We start from the raw sequence: 13,550 nt of genomic DNA on the forward strand, positions 1-13,550 counted from the left end.
TCATGTATCCTTTATCTGCCGCCACCCCTGTTCATCAGAGGTAGTTCACCAGACTCATTTTTTGCAGACGCGACGTGAGGCTGTATGCGATTTCGATCTGCTGCTGCAGCAGATCGAGACGGGTCTTCGCCTCGTAAGTATCGATCCCCTCAATATCCAGCAGATGCGTTTCGATGATCTTTTTCTGCGCCGCCAGGGAGTCGTTCGACTTCTTGACACGCTCCTGGGAAAGGCCGAGGCTACTCGCCTGCTGGTTCAGGCCGTCAATGGCCTTACCGATATTCGTGCCGGACTGCGAAGCCACCATGGCGCGAATCTCACTGCTCACGCTGCTGTCGAGAAAAGTCATGGCGGTGACAGCCGTCATTGCGAAATAGCGCATTCCCTGGGAATTGCTGTTCGTCGAACTTTGCACCACCTCATTCTGGCTGACGCGACTCGTCATGTTCGTGTCGCTCGCCTTGGAACCGAAAGTCGTCCAGAAATCGTAATTCTGGGTGCCGTCCAGGCCGGTATGCGGCGGGTTCGTCACGGTGGTGGTGCCGTTAAAGACACCCTCGATATGCGTCATGAACGCGCTGACCTGGTCCTTGGTCAGGTCCGAGGGCTTGGACACACCGGCCGTCGCGAGGAAAGCGTTCAACTCGGCATCATAGGCCGTCTTCAGCGTCGATCCTTCTGCAAAATAGTCATCGACCGGCTGCACATCGGTATTGATACCCGAAAACAGGTACTCACCCCCGACCGCCGTATTGGCAAAACCGGTAAAGGTCTTGTAGGCGTCGGTAATGGTCTGGAGCACGACCGCCGTCGTCGGGGCCTCCGCTCCGTTGGTGGTCAACACGACGCTCTGGATCTTGTTAGCCGCCGTCGCCATCGACGTCAGAGCGGCCTGAGAGGATTCAAGACGCTGAGTGGCGAATGCATTGATGGTGATGTTTGACTGGAGACGGTCGACATCGCGATTGAGATCGAGGCTGCGCGCCGTATTGGCGCCCAGCGTCACGCCGAGATCCGCATGTTTGCCCGTCGTCAGCTCCGTATTGAGATTGGTCATCTCAAGCTGGGCTTTGAGGATGGTGCTGCGCATGCTGTTCTGCATTGCCAGCGATGAAATGAAGGACGTTTTCATCGTTTACCTCACCATGTCCATCAGCGACTTGAGCATTTCATCCACTGTCGTCACCAGCTTCGTGGCCGCCTTGTAAGATTGTTCGATATCCATGAGCAGCGAGAGCTCCTCATCCAGGCTGACCGCCGTATTGTTCGAATAGGAAGTGGACGAGCGCTCATAAAGCGCGCTTTTCGCCTCGTTTGCCGAAGTCGCACCGGAACGTTCCTGTTCGAGCCACCCCATCGAGTTGGTGCCGTATTTCAGGATGCTGGTATTCGTATCGATACGTGTCGACGCGGAAAAATTCATGGGTGCGTCGAAAGCAGTGACATAACTGTCGATCAGCGCGGAGAAACCGGTTCCGCCCGAAGTCGTGCTATTGATGATATAATCGGTACCGTTGATACCACCATCACGCAACAATTCCGGATTGCCACCTTTAGAAATAATTAACGCCGGGTTGACGGTAATGCTGGCGGCGAGCCCGGGAGAGACAACCCCATCCGCCGGAATGGTCGTCGCCGGGGGAGAGCCATAGGTAAACAGGCCCGGCATGTTCGGCAGGCCAGCGGTTGCATCAGCCGGCTTTTCCGCAAACATGGTGATCAGACCGCGCGCGATCTCGTCGAGCTGGCTTTGCATGGTCGGCACCAGATCGTCACGAAGCTGCATCAGGCCCTGAAGCGAACCCTCTGCCGTCGTGTTGCTGCCGGTGCCCGCCTTGAGCGCCACGCCATCGATATAAATTGCGTTGCCGGTCGTCGTCGCATCGTAGCCCGGCTGCTGGTTGAAGGTTACCTTGCGCGGCACGATCTCGAACAGCGTCGCACCATCCGTCGTATAGAGCGCGACATCATTGTTTGGACGCGTGACGGCATTGACGCCGATAATGGACGAGATGTCCTTAACAAGCGCTTCGCGCTGATCGAGGGCGTCGCTCGGATCGCCGCCGATCGCCGTCTGCGCCTTGACCTCGTTATTGGCCTCTTCAAATTTCGCAAGCAGATCATTCAGCTTGTCGACCTGAAGGGTGATTTCCTTGTCGGCGCGCAGGCGCATCGACTGCAATTCGGCCGAAGCCTTGTTCAGGGAACTGGCAACGTCCGTGGCGGCGGTCACCACCGTCGCGGCCAAAGCGGAATCGCTCGGCTTGGCTGCATAACCAACAAGGCTCTTGAGCAATTCCTTCATATAGGTGGAAGGAGAACTTTCGTAGTCATTCCCGCCGAAAATGCTCTTCATCTCCTCGAGACCGGTCAAAACGGTCTTCTGGCCCGAAGCGAGGGAAGAACTGGAGATTGTCTGCCTGAGAAGACTTTCATTCTGGGCACGGCCATTGGAGACGATACTCGCTCCGGCCATGGTCGTGCCGAGAATGGCGGTTCGCTTGACGTAATTCGCATTGCCGACATTGGCAATGTTCTTCGAGGTAACGTCCGTCTGCTTACCTGTATTATTGAAAATCGACTGCGCAGTATTCATTGCTGACGTGAGCGACATTCATCTGTCCTCGTGAGAATATTATCTCTTCAGATTGATCAGGACGTCCATCAAATCCGATCCAGTCTGGAAGACCTTCGAATTCGCTGTGTAGATACGCTGGGATTCAATCATGTCGGTAAGTTCGCTGGCGATATCGACATTCGAGCCCTCCAGCGCACCCTTCTGAACGTAACCAAAGCTTCCCGACTGCGGGAAACCGATGGTGACGACACCCGACTCGTTGCTGGGCAGGTAGACGTTACCGTTCTGCGGGCTGAGATTGTCGACGCTCGGCACCGTGGCGAGAGCCAGCTGGTAGATGTTGCGACGGCCGCCATCCTGATAAACCGCCGTCACCACACCGTCCTTGCCGATTTCGACATCCTTGATCTGGCTCGGGCCGTTGCCATCCAGGATCGCGGTGCCGGGCGTGAATTTCGTGGAGAACTGCGTCATTTCCGACAGGTCGATATTGATCGCCTGCGCCACGCCGCTGTTGTCGTCATTGATGGTGATCGATTTCGGAGATGCGGTCGTGAGCTTGTTGGTAGCGGGATCGAACTCCAGATCCACCGTTTCCTTAACAAGGGTTGCCGGTGCAGTCGCCGTATAAGGGAAACCACCATTGGTCGACTGATCCTGACGATAGACCGACACCTCCCAGGTGTTGTCGCCCGTCTTGGTGTAATAGAAATCGTAGAGAACCTTCGCACCGCCGCTGTCGAATGCCGTCAACGACGTCTTGTTGCCGAACGCCGCAGTTGCGGAGTTGGTGCTCGGAAGCGGCGCCGTCGCGGCCTTATCGTCGCGATTGAGGTTTGCGGGGAAGCTGCCCTGCGTGGAGGGAGATGCCGTCAGACCAAAATTGTTGACGTTGATCGCCTCAAGACCGGTAAAGCCGTTGACCACAGCTGCCGGCGGGTTGGAGCCGTAGGGGTAACCCATCAGCTGGAAGCCGGCCGCGTTTTCCAGGTAGCCTTCCGCATTCTTCACGAAGGAACCGGCACGCGTGAGGTAAGGCGTGCCTGCACCATCCTGGACCACGAAGAAACCGTTGCCCTGAATGGCAAGATCGGTGCTCGAGGTGGTGTAGGAGAGGTTGCCCTGCTCCGAAATGCTGTAACGAACGTTGGACTGCACGCCGCCGGAAGCATAGCTGCCCGACGAGGAGGGCAGAACGAGCGAGGAGAACGACGTCGATGCACGCTTGTAGCCGGTGGTGCTTGCGTTGGCGATGTTGTCGCCCACGGTGCCCAGCTTGTTCGCCTGTGCATTCATGCCGGACACACCGGTTCGCATAGTGCCGAAAATACTCATTCAAAAACCCTCGTGGTCATCTTTCAGGGAGAAGGTAAAGCGTTTGGCTTGCGTGAAGCTGTCGGAAATACCGCGTTTGAAAAAGACCACGCGGGTCAATGAAAATCATTGCCAATCAATGCTGTAGCCGAGGAAACGCTTGGAATCGACCGGGTCGTAGCCGAGCTTCTTGCGCAGTTTCTTGCGCAGCTTGCTGATGTGGCTTTCAACGACGTTTTCTTCGACGTCATCATCGAAGATGCCGTAGATGGCATTGAAAATCTGCGCCTTGGAAACGCGGCGTCCGCGATTGGCGATCAAATATTCGAGGATGCGGCGCTCACGGCGCGGCAAGGGGAACACTTCACCACCGACTTCCGGATCACGGCCATCGGAGAAAACCCGGATCGGCCCGGCATCGGTAAAGTTCGAGATGACCTGCAGCCGGCGACGGATCGCCGCCGCACGTGCCAGGATTTCACGGGGGTGAACCGGCTTGCGCACGACGTCGTCGACGCCGCTGTCGAAAAGCGCCAGCGTTGATTCCAGCGAGGGCTGGTCGCTGACCGCGATCACCGGGGCCGTCGTGCGATCCCTGATCGCCTTCGGCAAGGAAAAGCTCCGGTCGCCCTGGCCGATCAAAAAGGCCTCCACGGCCGCAAGATCGCTTTCCGCGGCCGTCGAGACCCATTCCCCGAATTCGACCGGATCGAACCCGGTCGAGGGAATGCCCTCACGCCCAAATAGAGATGTATAGCCGTCTTTAACGAGCTCGCGCTCATCAACCACTACGATCATTCGTCCGCCTCCGAATCAGTGTGGTGTTTTCCAATGTGGCATTGGTACGAATCGGAGGATTCACGGACAACTGTAGGAAATCATCGATAGTTATTAATAATTGATTAACCATTTTGTGCCGATTTGATCTACATATAGTGGTTATTAACCATTTATGGCACAAAATTTTTGTGTAAGAATTTTGAAAATCGCAAAAAACAGCTTGAAATGCCTTTTTTCGGGCTTTCTCTCGCCACATTTCAAATTGCGAGTCCCGAGGCCTTCAGAAGCAATTTCAGGTTGCTAACCGTCGCAGAAATTTTTCGCGTTGGGAGTCCATTTCCCGTAGCCCGTCGCCACGAGATTGGCGATGACGCGGCAGACATATTTCTTCTGTGCCGGGTCATTATTCGGGCCGGCATGATAACGGGCCACCGCCATCGTCCAGGTTTCATGCCTGTTATGGAGATTGCGCAGGAACATGGCGGCGTATTCGACATTGCGGCGCGGATCGAACATTTCCCGCGCGGATGTGAAGTTTTCGCCGTGGAAATAATGATTTATCTGCATGCATCCAAGGTCGATCAGCTTGGCGCCGTTGCGCTTCGCCGCCTCGAAAGTCACCAAGGCCTCCTCCGTGGAGGACGCAAATACCGGTTTTCCTTCGATATTCATGGCATTGGGGTCGAGCCGCCCCTTGCGGCCCGTCTCGGTCAGGCCGACGGAATAAAGAATTCCCTCCGGCACGCCATATTTGCGGGCGGCCGACTGGATCTCTCTTTCACAGACACCGGATGTTGCCGAAGCCGACGCGTTTTCAGAGGTAGACGCCATTGTCAGCAGAAGAACGGGCAGAGCCAGGAGCGCCATCCATGCCTTCATTATGCACCCCCAAATTATCGCCGTTGCCTTGGCGGTCGCCTCGTGCTCCGGACTCGTCACGGTTGCGCCCGGCGGCGGCCTGCTGGCCCTGCTGCTGCGCCTGCTGATTTTGTTGATTGTTGGCTTGTGTGCCCGTTTGGTCACTCTTGTCGGAAGAAGCGATGCTGATGGTGATGTTATCGACTGTCAGACCCTGCGCCTTGAGACCTTCAAGGATGCTTTTGCTGTCGTCCTGGAGCTTTTTATAGGCCGCCACGCTCTCCACCGTCATGTGAACGGCGAGCTCGTCCCCCGCAAGGCGCAGCGACATCGTCACCGATCCGAGCTCGATCGGCGTCATGTGCAGCTTCAGCGTATGCACGACCTTGCCCGTGCTGCTCTGGGCCGCCGCATTGGACAGCGACGAACCGGGCTGCATGGCGCTGACCCATTCGGGATCGTTGACGATCAGCCCGGTCAGGGCCGAAGCGTTGGTCGAAGGCGCAAGGCCGATGAAACGCCGAGAATCGAGAACCGTGATCGTATCGGTCGCTTTTCCGGTGCTTTCCCGCGCGTCGAACTCGACGCGGCCTTCACGCTGAACCGTGCTCATATCGAGAGCGCGGGACGCACCCGAACGCGGAGACGAGAAGCGGAATGCCGAAGCATCGCCCTCGTTTTCCGAAGCCGAACCCGCCTCGTTCCCGGCAGCAGCGATGCCTGTCGGCATGTCCTTGATCGAATGCTCGGCCTTGCCACGAACAGGTTCAGCCCTGTCGGATTTCACCGTATCCGCCTTGCCGGCAATCGCCTGTGCAATTTCCTCAAGAGGCGTCTTCGCCGTTGCGATATCGCCGGCGTTGGCCGTCACCAGTTGCAGTTCCGCCAGTTTCGGATCGATCGCATCGACAGTCACCTCGGCGTCCTTGTCGGCATCGTCCTTGAGCTTCTTGCCGGGCTTGCCCTCTCCAGGCGATGTGCGCGCCGTTTTCACGGCGTTCTGAAACTCTGCCACCGTCTCGTGGCCGCGTTCTCCGGCGTGCTCGTTGACGATCACATTCAGAAAGGTCGCGGGCCGCTTGACCGGAACATCCATCTTGTCCGCCTCGCCATCCGACTGCGCATGCTGCTCTTCATCCGGGCCCGCTTCCTGCTGATGCCGTGCGTGCGGTGCCTGCGGCGGGCGTTCGTCCCGAACCGTGGAAAGCGCATCGCCGAAACTGCCGCCCTTGGCGTCGTCCCGCACATTGGCGCTGCCGGCGCGCGGATCGGGTGCTGGCGCATTCATTATCGCGTTGATGGTTGCGTCGATCATGGTGCCCCCTCGCCTTTCTTCAACAGGCTGTCGATTTCATCGAGCTTGCTGCGGCCACTCGTCACGAGTTGCCGCACGTTATCGCCCTCGTCGTCAGCCTTTTGGGTTTCAACCCGCCATATGCTTTTTGTCTCGGCAGCGGTCGCCGTCTCTTTTGCGGACGCTTTGCCCCCGGGATCCTTTGTCGCCGCGGCCTCGGCACCGACGCCGGGTTCCACGGAAGGGGGACGCACCACCTGGTCGGCAATCGCCCTCGCCGCATCGCGCAGGGCCCTGTCCCGATCCGACAGCTGCGCTTCGGGAATTTGCCCGATCGTCTCGATCGCGCTCACCACATCGGGCGTGCCGATGTTGGAAAGGCTTTCATAGAGATTTGCCTGCACTTCCGGCGCACCCGGCAATGCCGGAGAGAGCGCCTTCGCCTTCAACGCCGCCATGCGCGCCAGCGAATCCTTGCCGCTGATCGCCGCGAGACGAGAAAGCCGCAGATAGGCTTCCTTCTGCCTCTCCGTATCCATCATGGCGAAGGTTTCCTGTATCGCCTCCTCACCGATGGAATCGGCGCGCTTGACCACCAGCGAAACCAGAAGATCCGCGAACTGGCTGGCATAGGGCGAATGCAGGAACCGCCGCGCATAACGCTGCGCATATTCGACGCCCCGCGTCGCGTCACCGTCTTCCACCGCAATGGCGAGAGAGCGGCGCAGCGCCGCCTCCTCCACGATGGTACCGGGCGCTTCGAGCCGGGCGATGTCGTAAAAGGTGAGTGCCGCCAGTGGATCGCGCGGGATCGTCACATTGCCGCCGATCAGCGCCAGATAGGCGCCAATCCGCGTGCCGCGATATTCCGGCACCATGGCCGCAATGCTCTGCGCCACCAGCGTTCCCTTGCCGGAGAGGTATTTGCGCAGGATATCGGCGACACGGCTGTCGAAATTGCCGTCGACATCACGCGCCACCAGCAATTCCAGCGTGGCCGGGTTGCCGCCGCTCATCGCATAGATCAGCGCCGCATCGACATTGCGCGGGTCCTTGAAGATCGCCGAAGGCGCGCTCTTCAGCCGCTCATCGATCGTCTGCAGCAGAAAGCGCTGCATTTCGGAGGCGGAATGATCCCCCATGGCGACAGAATCCTGCACGAATTGCAGGGAGCGCAGCATGGCGTAAGGCATGAGATTGTCTTGCGACTGCGAAAACGCCTTGCTCGGCTCGGAACCGAGACCGCAAAGCGTCGCCGCAAGAAGAAGCCAGCGTTTCGAGGTTTTCGTCACACTCACCCCCGATCAGCCTCAAGCAGGATTTCGATACGGCGGTTGGCATCCGCCAGAGGGTCCGACGGCACCTGCAATCTGCGGTCCGCGAAACCCGAAACCTGTTTCACCCGTTCTTCCGAAAGGCCACCGCGCACCAGCATGTAATAGGCGCTGTGGGCGCGATCCATGGAGAGCCGCCAGTTGTCATTGGCCTCGCCCTTGAACTGCCGGCCGTCGGTATGGCCGCGAATGACCACGCTGCCGCCGCGCTCCTGAAGCAGCTTGCCGATCTTTTCCATGGCCAGGACCATTTCGCGCCGGGGAACGGCCGATCCGATATTGAACATTGGCGTTTCCGTTTGGTCGGAAATGGTCAGCAGCAATCCGCCTTCGGCCGGCGTTACCACCAGCCCTTCGGAAAGCTTGCCGGTGATGCCGGATATCTGTTTCTCGATTTCTTCGCGCAGCGTATCGGCCTTTTCCCATTCGGCATCGCTGGCTTTGCTTGCTTCATCCGGATTGGGCTTGGTGAGGGCTGCCTGCTCGCTCGCATCCGGGCGCTGCTGCGGCACCACCGCCGCGATTTCCATCGGCTTGCCGTCTTCCGCCTTGTCGGCGGGTGCGCCGGCCTGCACGAGAGCAACGGCCTCGGCGCTCTTGTCGGCCTCCTTGGCCACCACATCCTGCTGTTTGCCATCGGCAGATTGCGCGGGCTCCGTCGGAACCTGCTTCTGGTCGGCGCGGGTAATTTTCACCTGCTGGGTCCAGAAATCCGGATCGAAGGGATCACGATAGGCTTCACCGCCGCTTGCACCCGTCGCCGGACCGGAATCGGCCGCGCCGCCCTCACCCTTGGCGCTGACATTGGCCTGCTGCCCGACCTGCTGGGCGATTTCGGCCAGCACGGAATAGGGATTTTCGAAAAAGTCGGCCTCGGAGAAATTCGACTGTTCGCCGGTCTGCGATGTCAGGTCCTCGCCCGTCGCCGCGGCGGAGCCCTTGGTCACTTTCTCCGCCTGGATGTTGGACTGGTCCTTCTTCTGGACGCCCTCTTCCTTGTCCACCGGCTTTTCCAGACCCTTGGACGAGGGTTTCTCGTCGGAGAGTTTGATCGGGTTAAAATAGCTGGCGACCGAGGCCTTGGTCTCCTCATTGGCGGCATTGACCAGCCACATGACGAGGAAGAACGCCATCATCGCCGTCATGAAGTCGGCATAAGCGATCTTCCACGCGCCGCCATGGGCGCCATCGTGCCCGCCCTTGTGGCGTTTGACGATGATGATCTCGTTCTTGCCGTGGTGGTGATTTTCGCCTTCACTCATTTCATCACCTTGCGAAGACTGGATGCCCAGGCGGACATGCGCGTCACGAACACGCTTTCACCCAATTCGATGGAAAGATCGATATCGGTGGTCTCGGTAAATTTCATCGTCTCTTCTTCAAAGCCCGGCTGGGTCTTCAACTGCTCGAACAGGTTGTTCGGACCCTTCACGACAAGCGTGACCGCCTCGCCATCCGGCATGGAAGCACGCACCACATCCGCCAGCGCCGAAACCGCCTTCAACGACAGTTTTTCCGTCAGAAGCGGTGCAAGGATATTGGCCGTCTGCTCACTGAGATTGGTGGCGATTGCGTCGATACCCTCGCGCAAACGACGCGACAGGAAAATGGCGGTTTCCTCGAGATAGACAGAACGAAGGTTCTCCAGCTCGGCCGCATGGGCAGCCAGCAGCTCTTCCCGCTCGGCCTGCATCTTTTCGGTGAGCTCGCGCGTCGCATCGTCGTGGCCACGGGCATAGGCCGCCTGTTTTTCGCTCTCCACGTCGACGGGGGCAAATTCGTCGAAGCCGGAAGCAACATCGGCAAAACCGGACGCGAAATCGGCATCGGCCAACGGGTCGCCAAAGGCCGGTGAAGCCGGTTGGGCCTCACCGAAATCCTTGAGAAATCGTGCAATGGACGCGCTCATGCCTGCCCCCGGCAAAACAGACCAAAGGGGCGAGACATGTTTCCTTGCCTGCGATCCGGAGCATTTTCGCTTTTCCTCGAATCGCGAAAACCTCCCCGCATTTCCCAACGGGAAACCGGGGTCCACTTTTCCTGGAAATGCTCTAAGCCGTTTGGCGGCACCACCATCATCCTTGCTACCCTGCCCGTCTCTTCCACGTTTCCCGGCCGGATCACGCCATGCGATCCACCCGATCTTGCCCCGACGTTAGGTGTTCAAACTTGTGCGAGGATGAAGGCGGGCGGGATCAGGAAGCCTGCCCCCATTCATCCGCGCGCCCACGCCGATCGAAACCCGTTATTTGAAGAGCTGGAGGATGTTTTCCGCATTGGCATTGGCGATGGACAGCGCCTGGATGCCGAGCTGCTGCTGCGTCTGCAAGGCTTTCAGCCTGGTCGATTCCTCGTTCATATCCGCATCGACAAGACGACCGATACCCTTGTCGATCACGTCCATCAGGCTAGAGACGAAATTTTCCTGCATATCGATACGGCTCTGCAGCGAGCCGAGGCTGGACGCCGTGCTGGTCATGGCCTCCAGTTGCTTGTCGACGAAGGACATCATCACGTCGATGGCATCGGCGTCGGTATAGGTCGTGCCGCTGCCGGCAAAACCACTCATCGCTGCGGCAACAACATCGAGATTGCCGAGATCGAGCGTGGATACGGAAAAGGTGAGGGAGCGACTGGCCGAAGTCTGACCGCCGCTGGTATCGTAGAACCAGTCGTTGGCACCCGTATCGCGATAGGCGGGCGAAATAGTCGTTCCCGCGGGCGACGGGTCCACCGAGGTTACCTTGACCCATACATTTTCCGCGAGGCGGAGATAATTATCCGTCCCGTTACCGTAGACGGTCGGATCAGGATTCGTATCAGCCGTCGCCGCATTCAGCGCGCCGATTTCCGCATCGCTCAGCTTCTCAACGACGTGACCCGCTTCCGTTACCTTGCCGGCGGTCGTCGAAATTTGCGTGATCTCATGCTCCGTCTTGCCGACAAAAACAGCGTTTTTGTCGAGAATTCCGAGCTTGCCGCCACTGAGATCGAAAAGGACGGTGCTGCGGTCGAGCACATAATCAACAGTGGTGACCCCGACATTGCCCGAGCCCGTGCGGGTGAAGGATGCGACGATCTTTTTCGTGATGGGTTCGTCTACCGGCGGCGTGCCATTATTGCTGATGCTGGCCTGCAGCCAGTTTTCGCCCGAGAACGACGCCGATTCGGAAATGCTCTTCAGCTGTTCCTGAAGCTGCTTGATTTCATCCTGAATCTTGCCACGGTCAGCCCCGACTCCATAAGCCGCGACCAGCTTCGCCTTGATCTGCTTGACGACCTCGATCGTGCTTTCAAGCGCGTCATAGGCCGTATCGACCTTGGCAGCACCGAGACCCAGCGCATCCTGTACGGCCGAGAGCGCAGTATTGTCTGAGCGCATTGTCGTCGAGATCGACCAGTAGGCCGCGTTGTCCTCTGCGGTCTCAACACGATAACCGGACGAGACACGCGCCTGGGTGGTTTCCAGATTCTTGTCGATCATGCGCAAAGTTTGCAGCGCGGCCATTGCCGCCGCATTGGTCAAAATACTGGTCATGGGTTCCACCCAATTCAAAATGTAAGAAGAAATCCGGCGCTGCGCCGAAAACGAGCAGGGGCATCATGCGCATCGGCAATGGCTTAAACCGGCCACCGCGACCTGCCGTTCGTTAACAAATCGTTAATGCGATAGGTAACAAACAACGAGGCTGATTTGCAAGGCGTTCCTCGTCTGCACGATTGGCTTTCGTATAAATCGGCAGGCTTCAGGCAAGCTCGGGTTAAAACGCACCGGCACGAAATCGTTACGCCCGCGATTTCGGCGGACGTAACGAACATGAGAGAAAATATGGCGGGCGATCAGCTAGGCCGCTTCGCCCTGACGGGTCGGAACGAATCGGGCCGCCATCAGGCTCCTGCGGAGAAATTCGGTGTTCTCGTCCGGATTTTCCGAAGGGTTCTGAAACGAGACGTGATTGATCTCGATTGCCGCATGTTCATTGGCAAGAACCAGCCGCGCATAGACCGTGGCGCCCTTCGGCTTGATTTCGAGATCGAGGACGATCTCCGGCGCACCTTCCCATTCAAGCTTATATTCACCACCGGCGCCGAAATTGATCGTACCGGGGTGGTAATAAAGCTCCGCCGCCGACGAAACGAGATCGGCGATACTGCCGTAGCACTCGAACCTGAGCAGTGAAATCAGGTCGGCCGGATCCAGCAATCGTAATTCGGTGGCGATCGGGTTGATCGCCTCTGCGACGATCATCTCCCGCTGTTCGGAATAGGCGGATTTTTTCATTGGTTTTATTGAACCCGTATTTTCGATGACTTCATGGCGTAAACCCGGTGAACGAGCTCAGCCACAGCCTTGTAAAAGACTGGTGGAATCACACTATCTACCGAGACTTGCGCAAACATGGAGCGTGCAAGCGGCGGGTCCTCAAAAACGGGGATATTGTTCTCTTCCGCAATCTCGCGGATTTTCAATGCGATAAGGTCCTGGCCCTTGGCGACGACGACCGGCGCGTCACCCTCCTCACGCACATAACGCAGCGCTACCGCAAAGTGTGTCGGGTTGGCGATGACCAGCGTCGCACGCGGCACGTTGTTGATCATGCGGCGGCGGGCGCGATCACGGGCGATCGAACGCTGGCGGGATTTGACCACCGGGTCACCCTGGGACTGCTTGTATTCTTCCTTCACCTCATGCTTCGTCATTTTCAGCTGGCTGAACCAGTGATGGCGCGTCCACAAAAGGTCGACGGCGGCAAGTAGTGCGGTCGACAGCAGAATCACCACCATCATTTTTTTGACGATTTCGACGACCTTGACGAAAATGACCTGCGGATCGGAGAACATCAGATCGATGAGGCTGTAGAATTCGCCTCGCAGGGCAAAAAACATGATGACCGAGACGATCATGATCTTGAACAGGGATTTTCCGAATTCCACGAAACCCTGTTTACTGTAGATGCGCGTGAAACCCTTTGCCGGAGAGACGCGCGACCATTGCGGGCGCACCCGCTCCAGCACCGGCGACGGCAGGTTCTGGAGAAACGACGACGCAAGCCCGAAAACGATGAACATGATCATGGCCGGCATGAGCAGATAGGCCATGGAGGTGCCGAGAAAATAAAGCAGCGACAGGGCATCCGGCCGGGTGCTGAGGTCCCATTGTTCGGGCTGGCCGAACAGATCCTTCAGCGTTTCGCCGATGCGACCGGCGCCATCGGGCAGAAAGAAGACCAGGTAACAATAAAAGGCGAGCGAGGACGCAAAGATCGGCACTTCACGAGAAAAGGGAAGATTGCCCTTTTCCGCCGCATCACGGAGTTTTTTCTCCGTCGGGGCTTCTGTTTTACTGTCCTTGTCCTGATCGTCTGCCAAGGCACGTTCCCGAAAAAAAAGC

At 58.1% G+C, this 13,550-nt stretch carries 12 protein-coding genes; all 12 read right to left on the minus strand.

The window, feature by feature from the left end; translation table 11 throughout:
• Positions 1-34: 34 nt before the first annotated feature.
• Entirely contained in the window at positions 35-1,132 is a 1,098-nt protein-coding gene (locus QD336_RS05085) for a flagellar hook-associated family protein (RefSeq protein ID WP_269342012.1), read from the minus strand.
• A 3-nt stretch (positions 1,133-1,135) separates the two neighbouring features.
• Positions 1,136-2,614, minus strand: a complete 1,479-nt coding sequence (gene flgK / locus QD336_RS05090; protein WP_269342011.1) for a flagellar hook-associated protein FlgK — start codon at positions 2,612-2,614, stop codon at positions 1,136-1,138.
• A gap of 21 nt (positions 2,615-2,635) precedes the next feature.
• The gene (locus QD336_RS05095; RefSeq protein WP_269342009.1) at positions 2,636-3,913 is read right to left on the minus strand and encodes a flagellar hook protein FlgE; all 1,278 of its coding nucleotides are present in this window, start codon (positions 3,911-3,913) and stop codon (positions 2,636-2,638) included.
• 105 nt (positions 3,914-4,018) lie between these two features.
• Positions 4,019-4,690, minus strand: coding sequence for a response regulator transcription factor (locus QD336_RS05100; protein WP_004432529.1), 672 nt, complete (start codon positions 4,688-4,690; stop codon positions 4,019-4,021).
• A 282-nt stretch (positions 4,691-4,972) separates the two neighbouring features.
• Positions 4,973-5,539, minus strand: a complete 567-nt coding sequence (locus QD336_RS05105) for a lytic transglycosylase domain-containing protein (protein WP_269342006.1) — start codon at positions 5,537-5,539, stop codon at positions 4,973-4,975.
• Positions 5,487-6,845, minus strand: coding sequence for a flagellar hook-length control protein FliK (locus tag QD336_RS05110; RefSeq protein ID WP_499169658.1), 1,359 nt, complete (start codon positions 6,843-6,845; stop codon positions 5,487-5,489). Before QD336_RS05110 ends, QD336_RS05105 begins: the two co-directional genes overlap by 53 nt.
• On the minus strand, positions 6,842-8,122 hold the full coding sequence (motC, locus tag QD336_RS05115; protein ID WP_499169660.1) for a chemotaxis protein MotC: 1,281 nt from the start codon (positions 8,120-8,122) through the stop codon (positions 6,842-6,844). The genes QD336_RS05110 and motC overlap by 4 nt, the downstream gene beginning before the upstream one ends.
• Positions 8,119-9,420, minus strand: a complete 1,302-nt coding sequence (locus QD336_RS05120; RefSeq protein ID WP_269342000.1) for a MotB family protein — start codon at positions 9,418-9,420, stop codon at positions 8,119-8,121. Before QD336_RS05120 ends, motC begins: the two co-directional genes overlap by 4 nt.
• On the minus strand, positions 9,417-10,067 hold the full coding sequence (locus QD336_RS05125) for a hypothetical protein (protein WP_499169661.1): 651 nt from the start codon (positions 10,065-10,067) through the stop codon (positions 9,417-9,419). Before QD336_RS05125 ends, QD336_RS05120 begins: the two co-directional genes overlap by 4 nt.
• Positions 10,068-10,403: 336 nt before the next feature.
• A complete protein-coding gene (locus tag QD336_RS05130; protein WP_499169663.1) occupies positions 10,404-11,696 on the minus strand; it encodes a flagellin N-terminal helical domain-containing protein in 1,293 nt (430 codons plus the stop codon).
• A 306-nt stretch (positions 11,697-12,002) separates the two neighbouring features.
• The gene (locus QD336_RS05135; protein ID WP_269341995.1) at positions 12,003-12,440 is read right to left on the minus strand and encodes a BspJ family T4SS effector nucleomodulin; all 438 of its coding nucleotides are present in this window, start codon (positions 12,438-12,440) and stop codon (positions 12,003-12,005) included.
• Positions 12,441-12,445: 5 nt separating this feature from the next.
• The gene (gene flhB / locus QD336_RS05140; RefSeq protein ID WP_499169664.1) at positions 12,446-13,528 is read right to left on the minus strand and encodes a flagellar biosynthesis protein FlhB; all 1,083 of its coding nucleotides are present in this window, start codon (positions 13,526-13,528) and stop codon (positions 12,446-12,448) included.
• Positions 13,529-13,550: the final 22 nt, after the last annotated feature.

Origin of the sequence: Rhizobium sp. BR 250, assembly GCF_047445855.1 — a bacterium.
Lineage (GTDB): Bacteria > Pseudomonadota > Alphaproteobacteria > Rhizobiales > Rhizobiaceae > Agrobacterium > Agrobacterium tumefaciens_I.